Annotated in this window: 26 protein-coding genes; 12 read left to right on the top strand and 14 right to left on the bottom strand. The window is 74.2% G+C overall.

Translation table 11 applies throughout. The annotated features are described in order from the left end of the window. Positions 1-47: 47 nt before the first annotated feature. On the top strand, positions 48-524 hold the full coding sequence (locus Dvina_RS15295; RefSeq protein WP_223103147.1) for a nucleoside/nucleotide kinase family protein: 477 nt from the start codon (positions 48-50) through the stop codon (positions 522-524). On the opposite strand, the gene Dvina_RS15290 is transcribed toward Dvina_RS15295, so the two are convergent. The 3 genes from Dvina_RS15290 to Dvina_RS15280 are packed head-to-tail and all read right to left on the bottom strand — an operon-like array spanning position 497 to position 6743. Then, complete coding sequence (locus Dvina_RS15290) at positions 497-3307, bottom strand: hypothetical protein (protein ID WP_223103146.1); 2811 nt, start codon at positions 3305-3307, stop codon at positions 497-499. The genes Dvina_RS15295 and Dvina_RS15290 overlap by 28 nt on opposite strands. Continuing rightward, complete coding sequence (locus Dvina_RS15285) at positions 3304-6039, bottom strand: hypothetical protein (protein WP_223103145.1); 2736 nt, start codon at positions 6037-6039, stop codon at positions 3304-3306. Before Dvina_RS15285 ends, Dvina_RS15290 begins: the two co-directional genes overlap by 4 nt. A 44-nt stretch (positions 6040-6083) precedes the next feature. Continuing rightward, positions 6084-6743, bottom strand: coding sequence for a class I SAM-dependent methyltransferase (locus Dvina_RS15280; protein WP_223103144.1), 660 nt, complete (start codon positions 6741-6743; stop codon positions 6084-6086). On the opposite strand from Dvina_RS15280, the gene Dvina_RS15275 reads away from it, so the two are divergent. Continuing rightward, positions 6742-7227 (top strand): chemotaxis protein CheX, encoded by a 486-nt coding sequence (locus Dvina_RS15275; protein WP_223103143.1) that lies wholly within the window; start codon positions 6742-6744, stop codon positions 7225-7227. The genes Dvina_RS15280 and Dvina_RS15275 overlap by 2 nt on opposite strands. A gap of 40 nt (positions 7228-7267) precedes the next feature. Then, positions 7268-7498, top strand: coding sequence for a hypothetical protein (locus Dvina_RS15270; protein ID WP_223103142.1), 231 nt, complete (start codon positions 7268-7270; stop codon positions 7496-7498). Between the two features lie 76 nt (positions 7499-7574). On the opposite strand, the gene Dvina_RS15265 is transcribed toward Dvina_RS15270, so the two are convergent. Genes Dvina_RS15265 through Dvina_RS15255 form a run of 3 tightly spaced genes read right to left on the bottom strand, consistent with a single transcriptional unit; the run spans position 7575 to position 11203 of the window. Continuing rightward, positions 7575-8402 (bottom strand): HEAT repeat domain-containing protein, encoded by an 828-nt coding sequence (locus Dvina_RS15265; RefSeq protein ID WP_223103141.1) that lies wholly within the window; start codon positions 8400-8402, stop codon positions 7575-7577. Then, positions 8399-10618: a WD40 domain-containing protein gene (locus Dvina_RS15260; protein ID WP_223103140.1), complete on the bottom strand. Its 2220-nt coding sequence runs from the start codon at positions 10616-10618 to the stop codon at positions 8399-8401. The genes Dvina_RS15265 and Dvina_RS15260 overlap by 4 nt, the downstream gene beginning before the upstream one ends. A gap of 21 nt (positions 10619-10639) precedes the next feature. Then, a complete protein-coding gene (locus tag Dvina_RS15255) occupies positions 10640-11203 on the bottom strand; it encodes a CBS domain-containing protein (protein ID WP_223103139.1) in 564 nt (187 codons plus the stop codon). Positions 11204-11458: 255 nt separating this feature from the next. Between Dvina_RS15255 and Dvina_RS15250 the strand changes: the two genes are divergently transcribed. Next, positions 11459-12502, top strand: a complete 1044-nt coding sequence (locus tag Dvina_RS15250) for a 3-deoxy-7-phosphoheptulonate synthase (RefSeq protein ID WP_223103138.1) — start codon at positions 11459-11461, stop codon at positions 12500-12502. A 3-nt stretch (positions 12503-12505) separates the two neighbouring features. Here the strand turns inward: Dvina_RS15250 and Dvina_RS15245 are convergent, their stop codons facing one another. Both Dvina_RS15245 and Dvina_RS15240 read right to left on the bottom strand, forming a co-directional pair. Next, the gene (locus tag Dvina_RS15245; RefSeq protein WP_223103137.1) at positions 12506-13183 is read right to left on the bottom strand and encodes a hypothetical protein; all 678 of its coding nucleotides are present in this window, start codon (positions 13181-13183) and stop codon (positions 12506-12508) included. A gap of 7 nt (positions 13184-13190) precedes the next feature. Further along, positions 13191-14543 carry an ATP-dependent 6-phosphofructokinase gene (locus tag Dvina_RS15240; RefSeq protein ID WP_223103136.1) on the bottom strand — a complete coding sequence of 451 codons (1353 nt, stop codon included), beginning with the start codon at positions 14541-14543 and terminating at the stop codon, positions 13191-13193. 79 nt (positions 14544-14622) lie between these two features. Between Dvina_RS15240 and Dvina_RS15235 the strand changes: the two genes are divergently transcribed. After that, the gene (locus Dvina_RS15235) at positions 14623-15177 is read left to right on the top strand and encodes a hypothetical protein (RefSeq protein WP_223103135.1); all 555 of its coding nucleotides are present in this window, start codon (positions 14623-14625) and stop codon (positions 15175-15177) included. A gap of 26 nt (positions 15178-15203) precedes the next feature. Here Dvina_RS15235 and Dvina_RS15230 read toward each other — a convergent pair whose 3' ends face one another. Then, positions 15204-15458, bottom strand: a complete 255-nt coding sequence (locus Dvina_RS15230) for a DUF3303 domain-containing protein (protein WP_246656536.1) — start codon at positions 15456-15458, stop codon at positions 15204-15206. Positions 15459-15545: 87 nt separating this feature from the next. After that, entirely contained in the window at positions 15546-17414 is a 1869-nt protein-coding gene (locus Dvina_RS15225; protein ID WP_223103133.1) for a ricin-type beta-trefoil lectin domain protein, read from the bottom strand. Positions 17415-17554: 140 nt separating this feature from the next. Between Dvina_RS15225 and Dvina_RS15220 the strand changes: the two genes are divergently transcribed. The 5 genes from Dvina_RS15220 to Dvina_RS15200 all read left to right on the top strand — a co-directional run bounded on the left by Dvina_RS15220 (position 17555) and on the right by Dvina_RS15200 (position 20881). Continuing rightward, positions 17555-18559, top strand: coding sequence for a LacI family DNA-binding transcriptional regulator (locus tag Dvina_RS15220; protein WP_223105538.1), 1005 nt, complete (start codon positions 17555-17557; stop codon positions 18557-18559). 21 nt (positions 18560-18580) lie between these two features. Further along, the gene (locus Dvina_RS15215) at positions 18581-18901 is read left to right on the top strand and encodes a YciI family protein (protein WP_223103132.1); all 321 of its coding nucleotides are present in this window, start codon (positions 18581-18583) and stop codon (positions 18899-18901) included. A gap of 4 nt (positions 18902-18905) precedes the next feature. Then, on the top strand, positions 18906-19811 hold the full coding sequence (locus Dvina_RS15210; RefSeq protein WP_223103131.1) for a hypothetical protein: 906 nt from the start codon (positions 18906-18908) through the stop codon (positions 19809-19811). 93 nt (positions 19812-19904) lie between these two features. Beyond that, positions 19905-20252, top strand: coding sequence for a hypothetical protein (locus Dvina_RS15205; protein WP_223103130.1), 348 nt, complete (start codon positions 19905-19907; stop codon positions 20250-20252). Next, the gene (locus Dvina_RS15200; protein ID WP_223103129.1) at positions 20249-20881 is read left to right on the top strand and encodes a DUF2306 domain-containing protein; all 633 of its coding nucleotides are present in this window, start codon (positions 20249-20251) and stop codon (positions 20879-20881) included. The genes Dvina_RS15205 and Dvina_RS15200 overlap by 4 nt, the downstream gene beginning before the upstream one ends. On the opposite strand, the gene Dvina_RS15195 is transcribed toward Dvina_RS15200, so the two are convergent. The 3 genes from Dvina_RS15195 to Dvina_RS15185 form a co-directional block, all read right to left on the bottom strand. Continuing rightward, the gene (locus tag Dvina_RS15195; RefSeq protein WP_246656227.1) at positions 20844-21620 is read right to left on the bottom strand and encodes a phosphotransferase; all 777 of its coding nucleotides are present in this window, start codon (positions 21618-21620) and stop codon (positions 20844-20846) included. The genes Dvina_RS15200 and Dvina_RS15195 overlap by 38 nt on opposite strands. Next, positions 21617-22465 (bottom strand): NAD(P)-dependent oxidoreductase, encoded by an 849-nt coding sequence (locus tag Dvina_RS15190; RefSeq protein ID WP_223103128.1) that lies wholly within the window; start codon positions 22463-22465, stop codon positions 21617-21619. The genes Dvina_RS15195 and Dvina_RS15190 overlap by 4 nt, the downstream gene beginning before the upstream one ends. Positions 22466-22659: 194 nt before the next feature. After that, complete coding sequence (locus Dvina_RS15185) at positions 22660-23220, bottom strand: hypothetical protein (protein ID WP_223103127.1); 561 nt, start codon at positions 23218-23220, stop codon at positions 22660-22662. Between the two features lie 86 nt (positions 23221-23306). Between Dvina_RS15185 and Dvina_RS15180 the strand changes: the two genes are divergently transcribed. Both Dvina_RS15180 and Dvina_RS15175 read left to right on the top strand, forming a co-directional pair. Next, complete coding sequence (locus Dvina_RS15180; protein ID WP_223103126.1) at positions 23307-24920, top strand: sensor histidine kinase; 1614 nt, start codon at positions 23307-23309, stop codon at positions 24918-24920. Then, on the top strand, positions 24917-25570 hold the full coding sequence (locus Dvina_RS15175) for a response regulator transcription factor (RefSeq protein WP_223103125.1): 654 nt from the start codon (positions 24917-24919) through the stop codon (positions 25568-25570). The genes Dvina_RS15180 and Dvina_RS15175 overlap by 4 nt, the downstream gene beginning before the upstream one ends. Here the strand turns inward: Dvina_RS15175 and Dvina_RS15170 are convergent. Then, positions 25567-26769 (bottom strand): endonuclease/exonuclease/phosphatase family protein, encoded by a 1203-nt coding sequence (locus tag Dvina_RS15170; RefSeq protein ID WP_223103124.1) that lies wholly within the window; start codon positions 26767-26769, stop codon positions 25567-25569. The two genes, Dvina_RS15175 and Dvina_RS15170, sit on opposite strands and share 4 nt — an antisense overlap. Between the last annotated feature and the right edge of the window lie 57 nt (positions 26770-26826).

Genomic DNA, 26826 nt, shown 5'->3' with positions numbered 1-26826 from the left:
GCGCAACGGGTTCGTGCCGCAGCCCCCGGCACGGTAGGGTCTCGCCCGTGATGCGCGTGCTGCCGCCCCTGCTGGTCATCGGCGGCCCGGCCGGGTCGGGCAAGACCAGCATCGCCTCCGAGGTGGGCAAACTCGCTCACGCGCCGGTCGTCGATCTCGGCGACAGCGGCGACGACGATCCGCACGCGGTCGACCTGCCGGCGCTGCAGCTGCGCCTGGACGCGCACGAGGAGGCGCGGATGGTCGTGGTCGAGGGTGTGTACGCCCTCGCGCTGCCGCCGATCCGGTGGGCCGCGAAGTGGACGGTGTACGTCGACACGCCACTGGACCTGAGCCTGGCCCGGCGGGCGCTCGACCACCGGGACCCGGCGGTGATACTGCGGGCGTACCTCGCCGGCGGCCGCGAGACCCACCTGCGCACCGTCGCCACCGGGCGGCAGCTCGCCGACCTCGTCGTCGACGGCTCACACGACCTGGCCGACGTCGCCGGGCGGATTCACCGCTTCCTGCTCACCCGCGCCTGAGCGCGCGTCGTGGTCGCGGTGAGCACCGCGACCACCACGAGCAGCACCAGCCCGGCGCCCAGCGCGGCCAGCGGCGGGCCGAGCGCCGGCACGCCGCGCAGGTCGGGCGGCGCCGCGGCCGCCCACGCCGCCACGGTGGCCGGGACCGCCACGACCCCCGCGAACAGCACGAGCAGGACGGCGGCGAGCGGCTCCACGAGCCGGGCCCGGCGCGCGGCCAGGCCCTGGCCGCGCAGGGTCCGCAGATCGTTCGACGCACCTTCGACGGTACCGCTGAGCAGGGCCGCGGCCGCCAGCACGACGGCGAGAACCCCGGCCACCAGGTAGAAGCGCAGGCCCAGCGCAGAGCCTTCACCGGCGAGGGCGGCCCGGGCGTCGGCGACCGTGCGCCGGGCGTCGATCGTCACGCCGTGGGCGGCGATCGCGTCGAGCACCGGCTGAGGCGTGTCCGCGGCGAGCCAGACCTCGGCGCCGGTGGCCGCGCTGTCGATGGAGAGCCGGTCGGCGGACTCGAGGTCGACGAGCAGTCCGTCGGTGCCCAGGCGCGGCAGGCGGGGCACGGTGGCGACGACCTTCGCGGGCAGCTGGCGCTGCCGGTCGAACACGGTGAGCAGGCCGGTCGGCGGCAGCGGGCCGGTCGACACCACCGGCAGGACGGCCGGACCGCTGCCGGGGCGCAGGACGCCGGTGCCGGCGTCCGGGCCGGGCGGGAGCTTCATCGCCACGTCCTGCCCCTGCACGGTGACCGTCGCGCCGGGCGGGGACTGCCAGGTCGTCGTCGGAGCATTGTGGAGGGTCAGCTCCAGGGCCGGCCCGGCGTAGGGCGCCAGCCGGAACGCGAGCTGGATCAGGCGGCACCCGCCGGCACAGGGCATCGCCGCGCTGTACGTGTGGCGGCCCGCCTTGACCGCACCGAACTCGACGGTGGCGTTGGGCCGGCCGTTGAGCGGGGCGACGACCGCGGCGAACGCGTCATCCGTCCGGTCCAGCAACGTGACGGTGATGTCCAGGTCGAGGGTGGTACCGGTGACCGTCGCCGAGTCCGCCGGCGCGACCGGACGCAGCGGAGCGGCCCAGCCGTCGTTGCCGGCGACGGCCAGGCGCGGCGAGTCGACGGCCAGCCCGCCCGGGATCGGCACCACCGCCATCGCATAGCGGCCGTCGGGGTCGGCCGCGTGCACCGCCTCCAGGAGCGCGTGCCGGGTCGTGGCGCCCACCGACAGTACCGTCGAAGCGCCCATGGCCTGTTGCGCCTGGTCCGCCCGCCGCTGATCGGCCTGCGTCACCGCCGCGGCCGCGAAGGCCAGCGAGGACAGGGCGACCACGAGCACCGCCAGCAGCCGGGCGGCCGACGGGCGGCGGGCCAGCGACAGGCCGGCCAGCGCACCGGTGAGCCGGCCCCGGCGCAGCGCCGACGCGCCCAGGCGGGCGGCCAGCAGCGGCGCGACGACAGCGGTCAGCAGCGCGATCGCCAGCAGCACGAGCGCCGGAGCGACCCCGGCCACTCCCCCGCTGCCGCCGCGGAGCTGGAACGTGGCCGCGGCCGCGGCGACGGCGGCGAACACGGCGATCCGTGCGCCCCACCGTCCACTTCGGACATCGACCCGGCGCAGCAGCGCGGCGACCGGCCCGGAGACCGTGCGCACACCGACGACGAGCCCGGCCAGCACCGCGCCGACCACGGCGACGGCGGCGTAGAGCGGCGCGCCCGGCGTGGTCCAGCCGCCCACCGCGGTGAACCCGGCCACGGCCCCGAGCAGCATCGGCAGGAGCGTCTCCCCGGTCGCCAGCCACCAGCGGTTGGGGCGGGACACGCCGCGCAGGGCGATGATGCCGTGCTCGAAGCGGCGGGCCCGGGTGGCCGCGGCCACGGCGAGGATGATGACCGCCCAGGCGAGCACCAGGACGGGCGCGACGGCGAACGGCACCGTCGCGCGCACGTCGGCCCGCCGCTCGTCGATGCGGTCCAGCAGCGCGCCGAGGTCGGTGGTGAGGCGCGCGCCGCTGTTGTTGCGCCGCCCGGAGTCCTCCACCCAGGCCCGCAGCGCGTCCAGGTGCTCGACGCTTATCGCGCCCGGCTGCGGGTAGGCGTCGTACGTCTGCAGCTCGGAGCCGCGGGAGAAGGTGGCGAGGGTGCGGCGGTCGACGTAGTACGCGGGGCCGTCGGCGTCGGTGAGCGCGCCGCCGGAGCCCCAGTAGGGCTCGGTGCCGTCGCGGGCGCGGACGATCCCGACGACGGTGATCGGGGTGGGCGGCCCGGCGGCGAGGTACCGGTTGCTGATCGCGTCGAACACCGAGCCGGTCAGCCCGACCGCGTCGCCCGGCTTCACCTTCAGCCGGTCGCCCGCCCCCACGCTGAGGACGGCGTCGCCCGTGCCCATCAGGCACCGGCCGGCGACGACGACCACGTGCTCGCAGAGGCTCTCGCGAAACACCACCCGGCTGAGCTGGTCGGCGTCGACGATCGGGGTCGCCTCGGACTGCGCGGCGAACTGGGCCCGGAACACCGACGTGTAGCCGGGCGCGTCGACCCAGCCCGAGCCCAGCCGCTCGAAGGTGGCCGGGATCCGGCCGTCGCTGCCGGCATCGACCCCGCCGCTGACCTGGATGTTGCGCTCCTTGGTGGTGGCCTGGGCGACGGCGGTGTCGACGATCTGCCGGTCCGTCCGGGCTACGTAGACGGGCGCCGCCACGGCGGCCACGGTGGCCAGCGCGGTCAGCAGGGCCACGGTCAGCGCGCGGCCGAGGCGGGACCGCAGCATGCCGAGGATGAGCGCGATCATGCTCGGCCCTTCTTGATGATCGCGGCGGTCAGGACGGCCAGCGCGACGAGGCCCGCCACGAGCGCGGCGAGGGGCTGGATCGCGGGCGGCAGGACCGGCCACGGGTCGGTGAAGGGGCGCACCGGCGGCGGGTCGAGGGCGCGGAGCAGCATCGCCGCCGAAACGCCGATCACCACCGACACGAGCACCGGGATCAGCCCGGCCCAGCGCTCGACCCGCCGCACGACCCGCTGCGGGACACCCTGGCGGCGCAGCGAGCGCAGCTCGGCGTCGCGGTCGCGGCGGTCCACGGCGGCCACCACGAACGCGGCCACCGCGGCCAGCAGCAGCACGATCCCGGCCCCGGCCAGGTCGCCGAGCGCGATCACGGCGGGGGTGAGCCGGCCGGCCCGGTCGGTCGCCGCGGCCACGGAGTCGCTGCCGGTGATGTCGAGCCCGGCCGAGCGCAGCCGGGCGATGACGCCGTCACCGGCGCCCTTGGCCAGCCACACCTCGGGGCGCTCGGCGGACGGCACCGCGCCGACGGCCACGGCCCTGATCCGCCCGGCGTACTCCAGGTCGACGAGGACGCCGGTGCCGCCGCCCCGCGGGACGATCACCGAGGAGACGGCGGCCACGGGCACCGTCGCGCCGAACATGCTCACCGCCGGCTGGTCGTGCTTGTCGTTGGCGGCCGCGTCCCCGGCCACGAGGGCGGGCAGCGGGACGGGGGCGTCCACGACGTACACCCGGCTGTCCGTCGGTCGTTGCACGCGCGGCTCGACATCGGCCAGGCGCAGGGTCCCGCCGCTCTGGCGGATCTGCACACCGGCGCTCGCCTGGGCCACCGTGGTCCGCCAGCGGGCCGGGTCGGCGAAGACGGCGGCGGGGACGACGACCCGGCCGTCCGCGACGAGCTCCTGCAGCTCCACGGCGCCCGGATCGGCCTCCACCGCCTCGACGCGGCAGCCGTTGGCGCAGCCGGGGACCGTCGCCCCCGAGCCGGACCCGAACTCGGCCACGAGCTGCTCGCCGGTCCCCTCCACGGCGAGCAGGACGCGGATCCGGGTGCCGGCCCCCTTGAGCTGGAGGTCGGTGCCCGTGAACCGCAGCGGCTCCGGAGCGGCCGGGTGCAGGGCGGCGCCGTCGACCCCGGACACGGCCAGCAGGCGCGGGGCGTCGACGGCGATGACGTCACCGGTGACGACGACCGCCATCGCCTCCCGGCCGCCGGGGTCGGCCGCGCGGACCGCGGCGAGCAGGCGCTCCCGGCCGACCGGCGCGACCCGCAGGACCCGCTCGGCGCCGACCTCGACCCCGGCCCGCTCGGCCCGCGCCGTGGTGCCGCCCCGCCAGTCCTGGGCGGCGAGCGCGAGGATGCAGGTGGCGGCGGCGAGAAGGGGGATGATCCGATACGCGGTGCGCCGGCGCCCGAGCGTCAGCCCGGTCAGGGCCGCGGTGAGCCGGCCGGCGGCCAGCGCGTGGCGTCCGTAGAACCCGGCCCCGGCCAGCAGCAGCCGGGTGCCGAGCACGCCGAGCCCGGCCGCGATCAGCAGCGGCGCGACCTGGGCGAGGCCGAAGCCGGTGTCGTGGCGCACGTCGGCGGCGGGGGCGGCGACGATCTGGAACAGCGCGGCCGCGGCCAGCCCGAGCGCGCACACCTCGGCGGTCGCGGCGGCGAGTGGCCGGCGGGGCCGCACGTCGCGCATGAGCTCGCCGACGCCGCCGCGGGTGGCGCTCCAGTCGGCCGCGACGACGATGACCGCCCCGGCCGCGAACAGCCGCGGCGACCAGGCCGCGCCGACCGCGAGCGGCACCAGGCTCTGCAGGGCGGTCGCGGCCCGGATGCGCCAGCGGGGCAGGCCGCGGATCGCCAGGCGGGCGGCGTCGCCCCGGCGCTCCTGCGCGGCGTAGGCGGCGGCGACGGCGACGGCCAGCCCGCCGAAGAGCAGGATCTGCGCCTCGTCGAGCCCGATCCCCCGCTGCACGGCCCGGCGGTCGGCCCGCAGCGCGTCGGCCAGCGCGGGCGCACCCGAGGTCACCTCGAAGCGCGCCGCCCGCAGCCGGTCGACACCGGCCTTGAGCTCGGCCGGGTCGTCGAACGCCGCCGGCTCCAGCAGGGCGTCGAACGTGACGGTCACGGTGGCCTTGGCCGACGCGACGGTGGGGCTCGTCGTGTAGGCGGCGGCACCGTCCTGGCCGGCCCAGAACCAGCCGGCCGGGTCGGCGGGTGCATACAGGCCGACGACCTGCAGTGGTACCGCAGCCGCCGTCAGCCCGGACTCGTGGACGATCTCGCCGCCCACCGTGACGCCGAGCAGGCGGGCCAGCTCCTCGGGGAGCACGACCTCGCCGTCGGCCTGGATGCACCGCCCCTGCCGCAGCGTCACGTTGCCGCAGAACTTCTCGGCCGAGCGCAGCTCGGCGGCGGTCCTGCGGCCGCCGGAGCCGTCGACCAGGTCGCCGGGCAGCCGCATGCCGCCGGCCTTCTCGTCGATCGGGGCGTCGACGAGGTTTGCCATGCGGCGCAGGACGTCGTCGGGGCGGTCGGGGGCGGCGGCGGTACCGCGGACCCGCAGCGTGCGCTCGGGGACCGTGGCACCGGCGATGCGGGCCTGCGCCGCGCTGTCACCGGCCGCATGGGCCGCCCGGGCCGCGACGGCCGCGGCGACCGCGGTGAGCACGGCCAGCGCCAGCATCACCAGTGCCTGCACCCGCCGGGCCCGCAGCGCCCCCAATACCAAGCCCACCACGCGGACGACATTAGCGTGGGTTGGATCTCGGCATGGGGCACGGATCAGCTCAGAATTGCGACAAGAAAGTCGGATTCCGGGGTGAATGGCCGAAGGTCCCAGGTCGCGAGCAGGACATCCTGCCTGAGTCCGGCCGCCCGGGCGTCGTCGAGAAAGTCCTCGAACGCGTATCCGCGCCCGGCCCCGAAGCCGATGATCAATCTGCCGCCGTCTTTGAGATGGCGCTTGCAGTTTTCGAGGATCTTGATTCTCGTCGCCGGCGCGACGAATGCCATCACGTTCCCGGCGCTGACAATTGCGTCGAAACCGGCCGGCTGGATGTCAAGGTCGGCCAGGTCACCGACGAGCCACGACGGCCCCGGGTGGTCCTTGCGGGCGGCCAGCACCAGCTCGGGGTCCAGGTCGACCCCGATCACGTCGTGCCCGGCCGCGTGCAGGGCCGCCCCGACCCGCCCGGTGCCGCTGCCGGCATCGAGGATCCGCGCCCGGCGGGGCACCATGGCGTCGACGAGCCGAGCCTCCCCCGCCAGGTCCTCCCCGGCCGCGGCCAGCTTCCGGAAGCGCTCGATGTACCAGCCCGTGTGCTCCGGGTCCTCGGCCTTGCGGCGCAGCCAGGCGTTCTCCTGCGAAAGTTCCACGTCGTCAAACCTTAACCAGGCCGGGCCCCGGACGATGAGGCGGGTGCCGAAGGGAGCCGTTTCCATGCGGGCAGAACTCGACGGCGGGCCAGTCAGCGCCGAAGCCCTCCAGGGCATCGTGTGGCAGGTGTGGACCGCCTATCTCGGCGGGACACCGCCGGGCGAGCCGCTACCGGCAGCCTCGTACGTCGAGCAGTTCGACGTCACCGCGGCGGTCTCGATCGCCGGCGCCTGGAACGGCCACGTGGTCCTGCGCTGCTCCGTCGACGGCGCCGCCGCCATGGCCGGGTCGATGCTGGAGATGCCGCACGCGAGCGTGCGCCTGGAGGACATCGTCGACGCCGCCGGAGAGCTGATGAACATCATCGCCGGCAACGTGAAGAGCCTGCTGCCCCAGCCGTCGGTCGTGGCCCTGCCCCAGGTCGTCCTGGGCGAGGCCGACGTCGTCTGGCCCGGCAGCACCGCCGCGTGCGAGCTGCGCACCGGCTTCGCGGAGTGGGCCGTCCTGCTGTCGGTCATGCAGGTCGAGGGCGCCGCCGGGACACCGTGACACTCGCCGACCCCGAGCGCCCCCGCGCGGCGCCCTCGACGTGACGGTCCGGTCGCCGACGCCGAGGCCACCGGCCGACGCGACGAACTATCTCGGCGGCGTCGGTGACGTCCTGCAGGGCCGGCCGGTCTCGCCCACGCTCGACCGGTCGCACCTGGGCGAGCTCGGCGGTGTGGCGCTGTTCGCGGATGACCGCCAGATCCAGCGGGTCGCCTACCGGGTGGTCCCCGGCGACGTGCCCTCGTACACGGTCCAGGTCACGATCCTGTAGGCGGTCCGCCGAGGCACGCGTGGCCGCCCGGGTGAGGTCGGCAGGTTTTGCGCCCGGCGCCGGGCGGCGGGGCCGGTCAGGGCGAGGGCTGCTCGCGGGCGGCGACGGCGGCCTGGATCCGGCGGAGGGTGCGGAGGGCTTTCTTCGCGGCGGCGCGGACCTCGCCGTCGAAGACCGTGGCGCCGCGGTCCTGGGCCTGGAGGCGTTCCAGGACCGGGGCCACCTGCTCGTCGCCGGTCGAGCCCAGGGCCACGGCGGCCCAGTAGCGGCGGTTCGGGTCCGGGTCGTCGGAGGCGGTGATCAGGCGGGGGATGACGTCGGGGGTGAACGTCGCCAGGGCGCTGGCGATGTGGCCGATGCGGGGGAAGTGGCGGTGTTCGAACTCGTGCCACAGGGCGTCGAGCGCCTCCGGGCCGCCGATCTCCGCCAGCGCGTCGGCGGTTCGCTGCCGCACCCACTCCACGTCGTCGGCCAGGAGCGGGCGCAGGGGCGGTACCACCGAGGCGTCGCCGAGCGCACCGAGCGCCTTGATCGCCTCGTCCACGATTATCCACTGTGGACTTTCCAGAAGCTCGACAAGCGTCGGTACCGCCGCCCGCACCCCGAACGCCGCGCAGCCCATGGCCGCCCACGCCTGGCAGTTGTAGCGGGTGTCCGTCAGGGCTTCCAGCAGCGGCTCCCGCACCGCCTCCACCGGCAGGTGCGCGGCCAGGACACCGGCCTGGTTCATGGCCCGCGTGTACAGCGAGCGGTGGTACTGCGTGTAGTCGCGCACCAGCGCCTCGAGGGCCGCGAGCGCCGCGGGGTCGCCGAAGTCGCGGGCCCGGTCCAGCAGGTCGTACAGGTGGGCCTCGCGCGCGTCCAGGTCACCGGCGCGCAGGCCGTCGAGGTCGGTGCCGGTCATCGCAGGCTCCACAGCCACGCGGTGTTGTCGACGGAGCCGGCGGCCAGGAAGCGGCCGTCGGGGCTGAACGCGACGGACCGGACGCTCTCCTTCGGCCCGGGCATCGTCTTCAGCGGTTGCCAGGCCGCCACGTCGTACAGCGTGACCTGACCCTCGCTCGTGCCCATGGCCAGCAGCTTACTGTCCGGGCTGAACGCGACAGCGTAGGCGGTGACGTCCTGGCGCGGCGGGAGTTTGCGGACCTGGCCGGCGGTGGTGCTGTCGCGCAGCCGGAAGGTGCCGTTCTCGTCGACGGTGGCCAGGTACCTCCCGTCCGGGCTGAACGCCAGGCCGCTCACGGACCAGCCGTCGTCGGCCGCGGTCAGCGGGCTGCCGTCGGCGGCCTTCCACAGGCGGACCTTGCCGTCGTCGCCCCCGCTCGCGACGACGGCGCCGTCGGGGCTGAAGGCCAGGGCCTGGACCGGGCCGTCGTGGGCGGTCATCGCGCGCAGGAACCGGCCGTCGGCGGCGTTCCAGAGCCGGACCGCGCCCTCGTTCCCGCCGGTGGCCAGGGTCTTGCCGTCGCCGGAGTACGCGACGCTCCACACGGCCACCTGGTGCCCGCTCAGCGTGTGCGTCGACTGGTTGCGGTCGAGGTCCCAGATGCGCCCGGTGCCGTCACCGCTGCCCGTGGCGAGCGTCGCGCTCTTCGGGTTGAACGCGACGGCCAGGACGGAGTCGCTGTGCTCGGCGAGGGTGTACTGGGCCTGGGCCGGCGCGGCGACGTCCCACAGCCGGACCGTGTGGTCGTTGCTGGCGGTGGCCAGGGTCCTGCTGTCCGGGCTGAACGCGACGCCGGACACGACGCCGGTGTGCCCGGTGAGCGCCCTCCCACCGGGCGGGGCCGGGGACGGGACGGTGGCGGACGAGCGGGGCGGTCCGGAGCTCCCGCCGAGCGCACCGGGCTGGCCGGTCCCATCGGACGCGTCGGCGTTGACGTAGACGACGACCGCCGCGGCGACGGCGAGCAGCACGGCGGCCCCGCCGGCGACCAGCAGCCGCCGACGGGGGCGCTGTGGCGGTGCCGCCGGGGCGGCCGGCACGGACACCGGCGGAGCCGGCGACGGCGCGGGCTCGGGCGGCAGCGGCGTCCGCGAAGGCGGTGACGGCGCCAGGCCGTGCAGGCTGCCCTCCGCGACCACCAGCTCCGGCTGGTCGAGCACCGTCGGGGCGATGCCGAGGGCCCGGTGCAGCAGCGTGCCGGCCAGGGGGATGCGGGTCGAGCCGCCGACCAGGAACACCGCCTCCAGGTCGGCCGGGGTCAGGCGGCAGTCGCGCAGGAGGGCGTGGACGCAGCCGACCGTGCGGTGCAGGAAGGGGGCGGCCATCGCCTCGAACTCGTCGCGGACCAGCCGGACGTCGGTGTCGGCCAGCGGGACGTGCAGGTCGGCGGCCGGGTGCCGGGACAACTGCTCCTTCACCGCGCGGGCGCCGCGCCACAGGGTGTAGCGGGCCTGGTGGTCGGCGGGTGCCCGGGGGCGGTCGAGCCGCTCCCACTCGGCGGACGCCCCGGCGGTGTGGGCCCGGGCGGCGGCGACGACCGCGGCGTCGAGGTCGAGGCCGCCGACGTCGGTCAGCCCGGCCGAGCCGGCGATGCGGTAGCCGTCGGCGCCGGCCTGCAGGACGGTGGCGTCGAAGGTGCCGGCGCCGAGGTCGTACACGAGCAGGGCGCGGCCGGGCGGGATCGCGCGGCCGAGGACGCCGGCGAAGTAGTCGGCCGCGGCGACCGGCTCGGGGACGAACGCGACGGCGCTGAGGCCGGCCCGGGCCGCCGCGTCGCCCAGGACGGCCAGCCGGGCCGGGCCCCAGCCGGCCGGGTGGGTCAGCACTGTCCGCTCCGGCTCGCCGCCGTGGACCCGGCGGGCCTCGGTGCGCACGCGGCCGAGGACGGCGGCGATCAGGTCGGCGACCGGATACTCTCGGTCACCGAGCCACACGGCGCTGTCGTCGATGCAGCGCTTCGGGCTGGCCTCCAGGCCGGCCGGGTGGCCGATCGCGGCCCGCTCGGCGTCGGCGCCGGTGAGCAGCGCGCCGCCCGGCCCGGCGAAGACGGCCGAGGTCAGCAGCGGTGAGGCGTCGAACAGCAGCGGCCGGACCCGCCCGTCCGGGCCGCGCGTGACGGCCACCGTCGTCGACGAGCCGAAGTCGATCCCCAATTGATACCGGGCAATGGCCACCGGCCAACCCTACACAGAGCGTCAGCTCAGCAGGCTCACGACGTCCACGACCCCGTCCACGCGCTCGACGCGGCGGACGAAGGCCGGGATCGCCGACTGGCGGCCGACCTCGCCCAGCAGTGTGACCACGCCGTCGGCCACCTCGACGTCGATGCCGGCGCGGGCGCACAGGCCGGTGACCTCACGGCGGATCTCCGCGTCGCTGCGCAGGAACACCTTCAGCAGGTCGCGGCGCGTCACCATGCCGACCAGGCGGCCGTGGTCGTCGACGACGGGGAGGCGCTTGAGCGCGGCCGACTCCATGATCCGGGCGGCCTTCGGCAGGGTGGCGGTGCTGACGACGGTGATGGCCGGCGCGCTCATCAGCTCGGCGGCCGCGGTGGCGTGGGCCTTCTCCGTGCCGGACACCTCGAGTTTGGGCAGCAGATCAGCGGACGACACCACGCCGACGACCCGGTCGGCCGCGTCGACCACCGGGACCGCGTTGACACCGTGGGCTTCGAGCAGGTCGACGATCGCCTTGAACGGTGTGTCCGCCGTCACGGAAACCGCCCCGAACGTCATGACATCAGCGATGTTCCACATGAGCCGACGGTAGGCCCGCGCCCGATCGGGCTTATAGGGCCGGAAGTCCCGCCCTCATGGGGTACAGTTGCGGCGTGCTTTTGGGTTATCGCGCTTTTACCGTGGCTCCGGGTGGAGCCGGCGGCAATTTGCGCTGACCTGAAACCACCCGGAGCCAGCAAGGGCAGAGACGCCGCAGTCTCTGCCCTTCGTCGTGTCAGACGGCAGGCTCGGGTTGTCGACGGGCCCGCCTCCTTGGAAGGAAACGAGACGGGCATGGAAACCAGCAATCTCCGCGTCACCGGCTACCGCCCGCTGTTCACGCCGCGCGAGCTCTCCGCCGAGCTGCCCATGGACGACGAGCGCGCGGCAGTGGTGCAGCGCGGCCGGGACGACGTCCACCGCATCACGTCCGGTGCCGACGACCGGCTCCTCGTGGTCGTGGGGCCGTGCTCGGTCCACGATCCGGTGGCCGCCGTCGACTACGCCCGCCGTCTGGCTCCGCTCGCCGCCCGGCTGGCCCCCGACCTGGCAATTGTCATGCGGGTGTACTTCGAGAAGCCCCGCACGACCGTCGGCTGGAAGGGGCTCATCAACGACCCCGGGCTCGACGAGACCTTCGACGTGCCGCGGGGCCTGCGCCTGGCCCGCCGGCTGCTGCTCGACGTGCTGGGCCTGGGCCTGCCCGTCGGGTGCGAGTTCCTGGAGCCGACGAGCCCGCAGTACATCGCCGACGCCGTGTCCTGGGGCGCGATCGGCGCGCGCACGCCGGAGAGCCAGGTGCACCGCCAGCTCGCCTCGGGCCTGTCCATGCCTGTCGGGTTCAAGAACGGCACCGACGGCGACGTGCAGGTCGCGATCGACGGCTGCCGTACCGCAGCCAGCCGGCACGTCTTCTTCGGCGTCGACGAGGACGGCCGGGCCGCCGTCGTCTCCACCACCGGCAACCCCGACTGCCACATCATCCTGCGCGGCGCCCGCTCGGGCCCGAACCACGGCCCGGCCGACGTCGCCGACGCCCTGGCCCGCCTGGAGAAGGCCGAGATGCCGCGCCGGCTCATCGTCGACGCCAGCCACGGCAACAGCGGCAAGGACCACGTCCGCCAGGCCGCCGTCGCCCGCGAGGTCGCCGAGCAGGTCGCGGGCGGGCAGGACGGCATCGCCGGCGTGATGCTGGAGAGCTTCCTGGTCGCCGGCCGCCAGGACCTCGGCGGCGAGCTCACCTACGGCCAGAGCGTCACCGACGCCTGCATGTCCTGGGACACGACCGAGTCGCTCCTGGACGACCTCGCGGCGGCCGTGCGCGCCCGCCGCGGCTGAGCCTCACCCGGCCGGCCGGGTGCACCGCACCCAGCCGGCCGACGTGGCCGCCGCGAGCAGGACGACGCCGGTGAACGCGGCCGGCACCGCCCCGATCAGCCAGGCCAGGCCCGTGTGCAGCGGCAGGGCGAGGACCACCGAGAACAGCGCGGTGATCACCGCCGACCCGAACATCAGGTAGCCCTCGAACTCCCCGGTGCGGTGCAGTGTCACGGTGAGCCAGGCGGCGCTGCAGCACAGGGGCGCGGCCATCCAGAGCAGCCAGGTGTAGCCGGTGACGCGGTCGCTGTACTCGCCCGTCGCCACCTCGCCCCCCGAGTAGACGACGTGCGTGATCTCCCCGTCGAACGAGACGAGCCGGACCCGGTCACCGGCCCGCAGCGCGTCGTAGGCGGCCCGGTCCACCGTCACCGACCGGCCGTCCGGCCCGGTGACGATGGAGTAGGTCACGTCATCGCCCTCGGCGCCGCCGCCCGACGCCCTGCGCACCACCGCCACCTCCGCCTCGGACCGGCAGTCCCGCTGCCCCGCCGCGGTGCACGGCCCGGCCCCCTCGCTCAGCGCCGCCCGCTGCGCCGACCGCACCACGTGGAAGGACAGCCAGCCCACCACCCCGAGCAGCCCGACGAGCAACACATAGGCGCCCACCACTTCGACGGCCCGCGATGCCGTACGCTCCATGCCCCAACTATGCCGGTGCCCCGCCAACCCGATCGCCCGCGCCGGTGAACAGGGGTGGCTGGCCGGTCGCCTCGAGGACCGACAGCCACAGGTCGCCGTCGGGGTCGACCAGGTTGCGGGAGCTGATGGCCAGCGTGATCGGCACGTGCACGAACCGGCCCCGCCAGCGGCCGACGACCATCTCCGTGCGCCCGGCCATCGCGGCGTGCACGGCGGCGTGGGCGAGGCGGATGCAGTACACGCTGTCGTAGGGGTCGGCGGGCACGCTGCGGATCGTGTAGCTGGGGTCGATGTACTTCAGGTTGGCCTCGACGCCGGCCTCCGCGAAGTGCGCGGCGATCCGGCCGCGCAGATAGCGCCCGAAGTCCTCCAGCCGCGCATTGCCCGACGCGTCGCGGCCGGTCGCCGTCAGGTACTCCTGCCCCGCCCCCTCGGCCACCACCACCATCGCGTGCCCGCGCTCGACGACCCGCCGGCGCAGATGCTCCAGGAAGCCGCCCGGCCCGTCGAGCGCGAACGGCACCTCGGGGATCAGCACATAGTCGGCGTCGTTGTTGGCCAGCGCCGCGTAGCAGGCGATGAAGCCGGAGTGCCGCCCCATGAGCTGCACCAGCCCGATACCGTTCGGGAACGCCGTCGCCTCCACGTGGGCGGCCCGGATCGCCTCGGTCGCCTTGCCGAAGGCGGTCTGGAAGCCGAAGGAGCGCTCGATGTACGGGATGTCGTTGTCGATGGTCTTCGGCACGCCGACGACCGCGATCCGCAGGCCCCGCTCGGCCACCGTCTCGGCGATGCGCAGGGCGCCGCGCATCGAGCCGTCGCCGCCGATCACGAACAGCACGTTGATGCTCAGCTGCTCCAGGCAGTCGACGATCTCGCCCGGGTCCTGGTTGCCGCGCGAGGTGCCGAGGATCGTCCCGCCGTACTCGTTGATGCCCGCCACCACCTCCGGGTCCAGGTCGAGCACGGGCCGGCCGTAGCGCGCGGTCAGCCCCTGGTAGCCGTTGCGGAAGCCGAAGATCCGCCGCACCCCGTAGTGGTTGGTGAGCTCCAGCACCAGCGCCCGGATCACGTCGTTGAGCCCTGGGCACAGCCCGCCGCACGTGACGATGCCGACCCGCGTCTTCGACGGATCGAAATAGATCTTGGCTCGCGGCCCTCCGGGCTCAAAACCCGGAAGCTCGTCCACCGGTACCCCGCGCGCGGCGACGAGCGCCACCGTGTCGTCGAGCAGCACCCGGTCGGCCGGGTCGACGTAGTGCTGCGTGGTGCCCTGCCGCCGCAGCAGTGCCGAGAGCGGCGAGTCGACCCGGCACGGGCCGAGCGTGGCCACCTCGAGCTGTGCGCGTTCGTCGACCATGCGCTCCATGCTGCGGCAGCGTCGTTTCGGCCGGGTTAATCGGTTGAACCGGGCCGGGGACGCGGTCATCGTGGAGGGCATGCGGGTAACGTTCATCCGGTTCGCCGACCATGTGCGGGCGTATGTGCGCATCGAGCGCGACGACGGTGTCGTCTACCGGATGGACGCCGGCCCGGCGGGCCCGGAGACGCCGCACGACCTGGTCCACTACACGGTCGAGGACGCGCTCGGGCTGGCCGACGGCATCTGGGGCGCCATCGCCGGCGGCGTGGTGTTTCGCAGCATGCACCACGAGTCCGGCCGCCGTCCGCCGCACGCGGGCGAGCGCTCCGCGGACATGATCCGTGAGCACCGCGACCGCCTGCAGCGGGCCGAGCTCATCGGCGGTCTGTGCGAGCGGGCCGCCGCGGTCCCGGAGGCGCAGCTGCCCCGGTTCCACGCCGTCGAGCCGTTCATGCCGGTGACCATCGAGCAGCTGCGCGGCGCCGTGGCCGCGCTGCACCGGGCCCAGTCGGCCTGGTCGGCGCTGGACGTCGGCGGCGAGCTGACGCTCGTCTGGCCGGGACACCGCCGCCTCGAGACGCCGGCCCGCCGCCAGCCGCGCGAGCGGACCGGGACCCGCCGCGGCCGCTAGCTCGTCGGCAGATCGGCTCGTGACGGTCAGCTCATCAGCGGGGAGGCCTGGGCGGAGGGGACGACCGGGACGACCTCGAAGTCGACCAGGTCGGTCCACTCGGCGATCCAGCGCATCAGCAGGGTCAGCTCGTCGCACTCCATCAGCTGGTAGCAGCGGGCGAAGTCGGCGGCCACCCAGCTGTCGACGTACCGCAGGCCCTCGGGCAGCAGGCGGCCCTGTGCGCGGGCCCGGTCGTACACCGGGCGGGGCTGGCCGCCGCGGAACGTCTCGATCACCATGAACAGCACGTGCGCCAACATAATCCGGGTCCCGGGCGGCCACCCCACCGGTGCCGCCCGGGACCCGGACGCTTCGACCGGACGGCGCTAGGCGGGCAGTGTCCAGCGCTGGTTGGCCCCCGCGAAGCACGTCCAGATCTGCAGGCGGGCGCCGTCGGCCGTCGAGTTGTCCGAGACGTCCAGGCACTTGCCCAACGACCGCAGGGTGCCGTCCGAACCGGCGGCCCAGGTCTGCGCCGCGGAGCCGTTGCAGTCGTACAGCTGCACCTTCGTCCCGTCCGCGGCGTTCGCGCCGGTCACGTCCAGGCACTTGCCCAGGGCGCGCACCGTGCCGTCGGTGCCGATCGTCCACTGCTGCGCGCCCGAGCCGTTGCAGGTGTACATCTGCACCGCCGTGCCGTTGGCCGTCGACGCGCCCGCCACGTCGACGCACTTGCCGCCCAGCCCCGTGATGGCGCCGGTCCGGGAGCCGCCACCGCCGCCACCGGAGACCCCGGACTTCCACGTGAAGGTGGCCGACGTCTTCGTGGGCAGGGAGTAGGTGAAGTGCTGCCCGCTCCAGTTCACCGTCACCTGCTGTGTGGACGCGGTGTTGTTGTACGCGATGAGCGCCCGCGTCCCGTCCTGGTTGAGGTACGCGATGTTCGGCACCGAGCCGTTGGCGGTGGAGTCGACCCGCCACGCGCCCGGGCGGACGAACTTCGTCAGGTGGCCCATCGTGTAGTACTCGATGGTGTAGTCGACCTGGCCGGAGCGCGAGTCTCCATTGTGGACCGTGATGAGGCCGGTGCAGGTGCCGCAGCCGCCGTAGTGCGGGCCCATGTTCTGGTCGACCGCGAGGCTCCACTTGGTGAACGACTTCGACCAGTTCCGGCCGTAGTCGATCATGTTCAGCATGTCCTCCTGCTGCTGGTTGGCGATCCACGTGCCGCCGGAGTGCTCGGTGCTGTACGCGTCGAGCGCCGGGTACTGGTTGTGCACAGTCGTCTGCTTCGTGACGTCGCCGCCGTAGCCGTGCCAGGCGATGCCGCCGAAGAGGGAGTCGTTGCGGATGGCGGCGTCGTTGACGGCCTGGGCGGCGTACGCGTCGTACACGTCCCAGTTCCAGTCGTGCACGAGGACCTTGGTGGACAGCCCGGCCGCGTGCAGTGCGGGCAGCAGGTTCGAGCCGACGAAGAAGTCGAGGCCGTTGCCGTTCCAGCTCATCGACGGGTAGCCGGCGCAGCACGTGGGCTCGTTCTGCGGCGTCACGAAGTCGACCTTCACACCCTGGGCCTGGTACGCCTGGATGTACTTCACGAAGTACTGCGCATAGGCGGCGTAGTACTGCGCCTGCAGCCAGCCCCCGTTGAGACTGCCGCTGTCCTTCATCCAGCCCGGCGCCGTCCAGGGGCTCGCCATGGTGGTCAGCTGCGGGTTGAGCTGCTGGGCCTGTTTGGTCAGTGGCAGTACATCCGCCAGGTCGTGCGAGATGCTGAAGCCGGCCAGACCGGGGTCCGTCTGCCCCGCCGGGCGGTCGTCGTAGGAGTAGCCGGAGCGGGCCAGGTCCGACGCGCCCATCGGGTTGCGCAGGAAGCTCACGCCGATGCCGTTGACCGGATCGAAGAGCTTCTGCATCACGGTACTGCGAGTGCCCGCCGACAGCGCCCCGGAGCTGTTCATCAGCCAGGCCGCGGTGTCGGTGAACGAGGCACCGCCACCGGCGAACGTCTGGTATCTCGTGGCGTCGTTGACGGTGATGGTCTGCGCGCTGCTCCCGGTGCCGGCGGAGAAGGCGACGGCGGGCTGCTGGGCGAGCCCGCGGGTCACGGTGCGGCCACCGGCGTCGCTCGTCGTCGTGAGCCAGACGTTGACGGTCTCGGCCGCGGCGAGCGCGTCCGGTGCCACGATGAAGCCGGCGGCGCCGAGGGTCGCCGCCGCGGCTGCGGCAATCGCGTAGCGCAGTCTGATGCGCATGTGGCCTCCTAAGGCCGTTCGAAGGCGGTGCGGACGCCGACGGCGATGTAACGAAATGAAACGTCCTGTAACATCGCTGGGCATCAGCAAACCGCCCCCGGGATTGACTGTCAAGTGTCCTAAAAGAAAGAGGTGTGACGATGGCCGGCCATCGGCGGGTGACCGTGCGGGACATCGCGGCCGAGACCGGCATGTCGATCGCGACCGTCTCGCGCGCGCTCAACGACCACCACGCCGTCACGCCCGCGACCCGGGCGCTCGTGCACGAGGCGGCCGAGCGGCTGCGGGCCCGGATCGGGGTCAGCGGCAAGCCGAAGGGCGGCACGGTGTTCGTGCGCTGCCCGTACGTCCTCACCGACTACTTCGGCCTGATCGTCTCCTCGATCGCCGAGACGCTCACGCTGCACGGCCGCCAGCTGGTGCTCACCGCCGGCGAGGCGGCCCAGCGCACGCCCCTGCTGGCCGACCTGGACGGCCGCGAGCCGGTCACCGGCGTCATCGTCATCCTGCCGCCGGAGCCGGGCGACGACCTGGTCGAGCTGCAGCGGCGGCGGATGCCGTTCGTGGTCGTCGACCCGCGCACCACGCTGCCCAAGGACATCGTGTCGGTCTCGGCCGCCCACTTCGCCGGGGCCCGCCGCCTCACCGCGCACCTGGTCGAGCTCGGCCACCGCCGCATCGGGGTCATCGGCGGGCCGACCGAGTGGCTGGCCAGCGACGCCCGCCTGGCCGGGCACAACGCCGCCCTGGCCGACGTCGGCGTGCTCATGGAGCCTCAGCTCCTGCACAGCGTCGAGCCGACCACCGAGCGCGGGCACCGGGCCGCCGCCGCGCTGCTCGACCTGCCGGACCGCCCGACCGCGCTCGTATGTTTCAACGACAAGGCGGCCGTCGGGGCCATGGGCGCGGCGGCCGAGCGCGGCCTGCGCGTGCCGGCCGACCTGTCAATCACCGGATTCGATGATTTGGACCTGGCCCAGGCGACGGGCCTGACGACCGTGCGCCAGCCGCTGCAGGAGATGGGCCGCATGGCGGTGTCGCTGCTGGTGAGGCTCCTGGAGCAGCATCAGCTCGATGCCCTGCACATCGAGCTGGCGACCGAGCTCGTGGTGCGGGCATCGACCGCACCGCCACCTCTCGGCTGAGCGGGTGCGATCCTGGTGGGCATGACCCCGCGCATCTGGTTCGTCCTGCAGCACCGCCCCGGCCCCGCCGCCAAGCCGGGGGTCAGCGTCACCGACCAGCCCGGCTTCGCGGAGCACCTGGCGTTTCTGAACCGGCGCGCGGAGGACGGCACGTTAGTGATGGCGGGGCCGTTCGAGGACGTGGACGGGGCCGTGGACGAGGGCATGACGGTCCTGGCCACCGCGACCCTCGAGGACGCCCTCCGGCTGGCCGAGATCGACGACGAGGCGGTCCGCTCGGGCCTGCTCGCGGTGACCGTGCGGACATGGACGGTCGTCATGACCCCCGTGACCGAGGACTGACCGCGTGCTGTTCGTCTACCGCTCGCACTACGAGGGCCCGTGGAGCAAGCTCGTCCGGTCCTTGCCCGACCGGTCGGTGCTCGGCTTCTTCCGCCGCGGCTGGGACGAGGACGACCCGGAGGCGTGGCTGCGCTCAGCACTCGGCGCCGACGTCTACGGCCTCGACACCGTCTTCACGCGGGCCCGCGAGCACCGCCTGCCCGCCCCGGCGACCATCGACGAACTGCGTGAACACCTGCGGCGGCACCTGTACGTCGAAGGTCCGTCCGACGAGTACATCCGGCTGGACGAGCACAGCCTGCGGGTGCGCACCGACGACGACGAGGTCGAGCTCGCCTACTTCTTCCTCGACGACGACGCCCTCGCCGCCCACCCCGACCGCCTCGCCTACGTCACGCACGCCGGCGCCCTGCCCGGCGACATCATCGCCGAGGCCGAGGGCGACCACACGACGTTCGCGGTCTTCCTCACCTACTACGACGGCGCCAGCCTCGACTGCCCCCCGCCGTTCGCGTTCCCCGGCCTGACACTGCCCGAGCTGCCGGCCCACCTGCGCGCGACCGCCCCGGACGCCGGCACCTGGCCGGCGGAGCTGGTCGTGCTCCGCTCGCTCGTCGGGCCGGACGACGCGTCGATCGAGCCGGCCTTGCAACGTTGCAACACCTGGCCCGGCTTCAACCTCAACGCCGATCCGCTCACCACCGCCGCCGCGGAGCCCCTGACGGGTGGCCGGCGACCGGAGCTGAGCCGGCTGCGGGCCGACACCCACGTCGCCCAGCTGGCCATGCACTGCAGCGAGTGCTTCGGGTTCCAGCAGTGGTACCTCTTCGACACCGTCTGGGCCGACGCCCACCCCGAGCTCGCGTCCTCGCTGCTGCGCTACGCCACCGACTGGGACCCGCTCGCCTAGCGCACCCGTACGGCCCGGCTACGCAGATTTTCGTACGCCCCCGCCGCCGCCGGGCCGACGCGGTGACGGGGGCCGGCCGCGCATGATCGGCCCGTGACGAAAACAACGCTCTCGCTGGTGGGCCTGGCCGTCGGCATCCTAGGGTTGGTCGTGCAGTGGATCGCCGACCCGTCCAGGTTTCCCGGCTTCCCGCCCGGCATCGCCTTCATCGCCGTCTTCGGCGCGCTGAGCGCGATCCTGGCCCGCCGCTTCCGCTGGGCCCCGATCTTCGCGGTCCTGATCTCCCTGTGGATCGTGGTCGGCGGGACCGCGGCCGGCCAGATGCTGCCCAACTACCGCTCGGACAACCTCGGCACCGTCATCGGTACCGCTGTCATGACGCTCGGCCTGCTGTTCGCCGCGGCCACGGGAGTCCTCGCGATGGCGGCCCGGCGCCGATGACCCGGGCCCCGTGGCTGGTCCTCGGTGTGGCGGTCGTCTTCGCGGCGGTACTCGCCTACCCCTACCTGGGCCTGAACCTCGCCGACAGCCGGATAGCGGTGCGCGGCGACCTGCACTACGCGGTGCTCGTCGCGCACATCTTCACCGCCGCCGTCGCCCTGGTCCTGGGGCCGCTGCAGTTCATCGCGCGCATCCGCGCCCGCCGCCGCCTGCACCGCGCAATAGGCCGCACGTACCTGCTGGCCGGCGTCCTGCCGTCGGCACTGGCCACGGTCCCGGTGGCGTGGTGGTCCGGCCGGCTGCTGACCCGGGCCGGCCTCATCACCGCGGCCGTGCTGTGGCTGGTGACCGGCCTGCTGGCCTATCGGGCCGCCCGCCGGGGCGACTTCACCGCGCACCGGGCCTGGATGCTGCGCAACTACGCGCTGACGTTCCTGGCCGTCACCGCCCGCGTCCTGGTACCCCTGCTCCTGCTGGCCCAGATCCCCTTCGGCGGCGCCGCGGCCGGCGAGATCGGCGCCCGGGCCCCGGCGATGATCCCGGTCGGCCAGACCCTGGGCTGGATCGTCAACCTGCTGGTGGCCGAGTCCGTCATCCGCCGGGCTCGCCGAACCCGGCCAGCTCGCTGACCGCCGTGTCCAGCGACCGGTCCACCCCGTGCTCGACCATCCGCCGGAAGACCGGGTCCCCGTCCGCCGCGTGCTGCCGGATGCCCCGCGCGGAGGCGTCGACGCGGGCGCGCACGATCTCCACGAACGCCCCGAGCTCCCCGCCCCACCCGTAGGCGTCGAGGAACAGCCGCAGCCGCCGGGGCCGCTCGGCGAACGCCGTGAACCCCTCGGCCGCCACGACGTGCCGGGCGTGCAGCGGCACCCACGCGAACGCCGTGAACGCCAGGTCCCACTCCGGCGTCACCGGCCCGGCGAAGTCCCAGTCGAAGAACCCCACCAGCCGCCCGTCGGCCCACACCGCGTTGTACGGGGCGGCGTCGTTGTGCCCGATCACCATGCCCGGCCGCCAGGAGCCGCCTTCCCGCCAGATCGCCCCGGGCTCGGGGACGAAGTCGCCGATCGCGGTGTGCAGCTCCCGCACCCACCCGGCGACCTGCACCAGCGCGTCGTCGCCGTGCACCCACCGGGGCCAGGGCCGGGCGTCCCCGACGACGGCACCGTCCAGGAACGACAGCACCTCCCGCCCGAGCTCGTCGAACCCGAGCGCCCGCGGCGCCCGCGCGAACCCCGCCGCCTCCAGGTGCCGCAGCACCGAGTGCACCGCCGGCGTCCACGGCCCGGCCGCCCGCCGCACGGTGTCCCCGACCCGCACCGCCCCGCCGTCGAACCCCCCGGCCAGCCGCTCCTCCCCGCTCACCGGGGCGCGCGGACGGCCTCGTAGACGGCGGCCAGGTCGTCCTCCCCCAGACCACGGGCCACGGCCTCGTCCAACAGTGCGCGGGCGGCCCGGGCCATGGAGGCGTCGACGCCCAGCGCCTCCGCGAGCTCGCCGACCAGCCGGGCGTCCTTGGCGGCGCCGGAGGCCGGGAACGCGACAGGGTACTCGCGCCGCTCCATCAGCGGCTGCTTGAGCTGGGCGTACGGCCAGTCGAGAGGCCCGCCGGCGATCAGCGGCAGGAAGTCGACGCCGAGCGCGTCGGCGAGCGCGGCACTCTGGGCCAGGGCGGCGGTGACCGTCACGACCCAGCTGTTGACCACGAGCTTGACCCGGCTGCCCTTCCCGGCCGCACCCACCCAGGTGACCTTCGCGGCGATCGGCCCGGCCAGCTCCTCGACCCGCGCCCGCACCGACTCCGGCCCCGACGCGAGGACGTTGAGCTTGCCCTGCTCGGCCGGCCCGCGCGTGCCGAGGACCGGCGCGTCGACATACACCAGCCCGAGCTCGTCGGCCAGCCCGGCCAGCTCGTCGGCGGCGTCGGCGCCCACGGTGCTCAGCTGCAGCCACAGCGTGCCCGGGGTGAGCCCCGGCGCGGCGGCGCGCATGACGCCGACCACCGCATCGGCGTCGAACAGCATCGTGACCACCGGGTCGGCCCCGGTGACCGCCGCGGCCGCCGTGTCACACACCACCGCGCCGTCGGCCTCGAGGGGCTCCGCGTTGGCCCGGGTCCGGTTCCAGACGCGAACGGACTGCCCGGCCTTGAGCCAGTTGCGGGCGATCGCCGCGCCCATGATCCCGGTCCCCAGCACTGCCAAAGTCATACCGCGATCTTCCCACGCCGCCCCCGGAGCTGCTCAGGGCCGCCTCCAGCAGGCCCGGGCGCGAGCACCGCGTCCACTGTGGACGCCGCTGGGCGCCGGTCCGGGCCGCCGGCATCATCGGGACCCGGATGCCCCGAACCGTACGGTCACGGCCCGGGGCATCCGGTGGCCGACCTGTGGAGATTCGGTCGGCCTCAGGCCACGTGCCCGCAGCCGCAGGCGTTCTCGATCGCGCGCAGCATGGGCCGGACCTCGACGGTCTTCAGGCCGGAGCCGATGATCACCACCGTCGCGCCGTCGACGAGGGTCGGGACCATGCCCAGCTCGGCGTCCGCGTAGTCGTTGAGCGAGTGCTGGTCCTTGAACGTCAGGAACACGGCCTGGGCGACGCGGTGCGGGATGGTCTCGCCGTCCGTCAGGTGGCAGTCGTACTCCCCGAACGCCGTCACGTTCGCCCGGTACTTGGCGTCGATGTTGCCCGGGTCCGTCACCCACGCACCCCGAGGGCAGTCGGGGTCCTTCGCGAACACCGGCCCGACCTGCTGCTTGACCAGGTCGAGGGTGAGCTTGCCCGCACCGGCCGCCGCGGCGGTCGTCGGCGCCGCCGTCGCCGGGGCGGTGGTGGTCAGCCCCGGCGCGGCGCTCGCGGCGGCCGTGGTCACCGGCGCGGCCACCGTGGGAGTCGAGGTCGGGGACGAGCAGGCGGCGAGTGCGAGGAGCATCGCCGCGGCTACGCAGAGCGTCAGGGTTCGCATGCGCTCAAGGTAGAAATCGGCCCGGATCGGCGACATCAGTGGCAGCACGTATTCCGCTGATACGTCGGGTGCCCGACGATACGGAGGTGCGCACGGGCCTGCGGAGCCTGGCGGCGGCCGCGGCCGTCGCCGTCGCCGTGCTGGGCTACCGGGGTGGCGGCTGGAGCCCCTGGGAGCTGGCCTGCTTCGTGACCACCGGGGTCCTGCACGCCGAGGTCGGGCTGCGGATGTGGAAGGCCCGGCCGGACTCGGCGATGGGCCCGCTGATGCTCGCCGCCGGGCTGTGCTGGCTCGCCGACGGGCTGGGCCGGGTGGCGGTGCCCGAGCTGTTCCGCGACGACCTGATGCTCGGCGCGGTCTACCAGCCGCTGATCCTGCACTGTGCCCTGGTCATCCCCATCGGGCGGCTGCGCGGGCGGCTGGACCGGGCCACCGCCCTGGCCGGGTACCTGTTCTGGCCGGCCGCGCTGCTCGCGTGGTGGCTGACGCCCGGGCACCCGGCCGGGATCGCCGGGCTGCTGGCCGTACGGGCCGCGACCTATCCGGCGGTCGGCGTGTTCCTGGTGCTGTTCCTGCTGCACCGGTACCGCACCGCCTCCCCGCCGTACCGGGCCGCGTACACGCCGTTCTGGATCGCGAACCTCGCCAACGTCGCCGCGACCGCCGTGGTCAGCACCGACTGGTACGTCCAGGGCTCCGGCCCGCAGATCGTCTACTACGCCGGCAGCGCGGCGATCCCGGTCGGGGCCGCGCTGAGCCTGGCCCGCTCCCAGCCCCCGCCGCCGGCGATCCGCTCGCTCGTCGCCGCGCTCGGCGCCGAGCAGCCGGCCCCGGCGGCACTGCGCGACGCGCTGCGGGCCGGGCTCGGCGACCCCGCGCTGGAGATCCTCGCCCTCGACGAGCTCGCCGCCCTCGGGCCGCAGCCGCCGCCGGGGGTGGTGCTGACCCCGCTGCGGCTCGGCGGCCGGGAGGTCGGCGCGCTCGTCCACGACCCCGCCCTGGCCGCGGCGCCGGACGTGCTGCACGCGGTGCTGCGGATGGCCGCCCTGGTCCTGGACAACCAGCTCCGCCTCGACGAGATCCAGCGCTCCCGCCGCCGGATCGTGGAGGCGGCCGACGCCGAGCGGCGCCGCATCGAGCGCAACATCCACGACGGCGTGCAGCAGCGGCTCATCGCCGCCTCCCTGCTGCTGCGCCGGGCCCAGCGGGCCGGTGCGGACGGCTCGCCGCTGCTGTCCCAGGGACTGTCCGAGCTGGACACCGCGGTGGCCGAGCTGCGCGAGATCGCCCGGGGCATGAACCCGCCGGCGCTCGTCACGCACGGCCTCGCCGGCGCCCTGGAGAGTCTGGCCGAGCGGTCCCGGGTCGCGGTCCGCGTCGACGACCGGGCCGGCGCGGCCGCCCGCGAGCTCGGCGAGGAGACCGCGGCGACCGCGTACTACGTGGCCCTGGAGGCGGTGACGAACGCCGAGAAGCACGGCGGCGACGACGTCGAGCTGCGCCTGACCACAGTGGACGGCGAGCTGGTCATCGCGGTGCGGGACAACGGGTCCGGCGGGGCGGTGTTCGTCCCCGGCGGCGGGCTGGAAGGGCTGCGCGACCGGGTCGAGGCAGGCGGCGGGCGCCTGTCGCTGGACAGCGCGCCCGGCGGTGGGACCCGGCTCACGGCCGCGCTGCCCCTGGTGGGAGAGGTGCCATGACGAACCGGTTGGTGCTTGCCGACGACTCGGTGCTGCTGCGCGTCGGGCTCGAACGGCTCCTCGCCGCGGAGGGCTTCGACGTGGTCGGCTCGGCCGGCGACGCCGACGGGCTGCTGCGGTGCGTCGCCGAGCAGCGCCCCGACGCCGTCATCGTCGACATCCGCATGCCTCCGACCTTCACCGACGAGGGCCTGAGGGCGGCGCTGCGGCTGCGCCGGGAGGAGCCGGGGCTGGCCGTGCTGCTGCTGTCGCAGTACATCGAGACCCGGGACGTGGTGACGATCCTGGAGCAGGGCGAGGCCGGGGTCGGCTACCTCCTCAAGGACCGCATCACCGACATCGACCGGTTCCTGGCCGACGTGCGCCGGGTCCTCGCCGGCGGCACGGCCGTCGACCCGCTCGTCGTCGAGCGGGTCATGCGCCGGCCGCGCCGCGGGGGCGACGGGGTGGATGCGCTGTCGGAGCGCGAGCGCGAGATCCTGGCCCTGATGGCCGAGGGGCTGTCCAATGTGGCCGTTTCCGAGCGGCTGTTCCTGGCCGAGCGGACCGTCGAGGCGCACATCCGCAGCATCTTCCTGAAGCTGGGCCTGCCCGCGCTGCCCGACACCAACCGGCGCGTGCTGGCGGTACTGACGCTGCTTCGCTCTTAGGCTCCGGCCAGATCCAGGTCCACCCAGACGGCGGCGTGGTCGCTGGCCGCGTGCTTCGCGGCAGTGATCTCGGGGTACACACTCCAGAGCTTCGGCGGTGTCTTGTTGGCGGGGCTGCCCCAGAGGCCCTTGCGGAACACGCCCCCGCCCGTCACCTTCGCCGCGAGCTCGGGCGACAGCAGGATGTAGTCGAGGCGGTTGCTGATCGTGCACGACTGGAACGTGCCGGGCCGCTCCCGGTCCGCGTCCTTCGGGTCGAACAGCTCGCCGAACGCGTCCAGGTCGAAGCAGCTCACCAGCGGGGAGCCGGCGCCGAGCAGCGCCTCGAGGGTCGGGTGCCGCTTCGGGTCCGTGCGGTCGGGGCCCTTGTTGAAGTCGCCGAGGACCGCGACGTACTGCGCGCCCTGCGCCCGCAGCCGGTCGTAGATGGCCCGGACCTCGGTGCTCTGCCGGGTGCGCAGCGGGTCCGGGTCGCCGGACGCGAACGACTGGCTCTTGAGGTGGTTCAGCAGCAGGTAGAGGTCCTGGCCGCCGGGCAGCCGCAGCTTGTACAGCGGGCAGTCCCGGCTGAACAGGCGCTTGCCCGGGACCGCGGGATCGGGCACGTCGACGTGGCTGCGCACCCAGTCGATGTCGACGACGTCCGTGCACAGCAGCCCGACATCGATCCCCCGCGGATCGTTGCCGTCGACGAGCATCGCGTGCTCGTACTGCCGCCCGAGCAGCTCGTCGTTGAAGCGCACCAGCGCCGGCCGGTTCTCGGCCTCCACCAGGCAGATCACGTCGGCCCCGACGTCCCTGATGACCCGCGCCGTCATCCGCGTCCCGACCTCGTCGACCGGCTCGGTGATCAGCTCCACCCAGCCGGTCCAGTCCCCCCGCCCGGCCGCGACGATGTGCGGCTCCTTGTCGGCGGGCGCGGCGAGGAAGTCACCGCGGTTCTCCCGCAGCAGCGCCCATGCGGTGTCGAACTGCCGCGGATTGAGCCGCCGCCCGTCCCGCGTCTGCACGAGCACACCGAGCGTCACCAGCGCGTCGAGCATCGCCGCCCGGTCCTCCGGGGTGTACTCGCTGTGGCCGGCAATGCGGTTGAAGCGCTCGAACGCCGCAAGCGCCGGCTCCCCGACCTCACGCACCGTCGTGTCCATCGCCTTGGCCCGGGCGAACAGGTTCTCCACATTGAACGAAGCGAGCCGCATGTCACGCAACGTAGCAGCCGGCCACGCTCGGTCAGGTCAGCTAGACGACAGGCCGGC

Origin of the sequence: Dactylosporangium vinaceum, from assembly GCF_019904175.1 — a bacterium.
Classification (GTDB): domain Bacteria; phylum Actinomycetota; class Actinomycetes; order Mycobacteriales; family Micromonosporaceae; genus Dactylosporangium; species Dactylosporangium vinaceum.
Note: the sequence above shows the minus strand (reverse complement) of the source record. Positions and strands in the feature narration are given on the sequence as shown.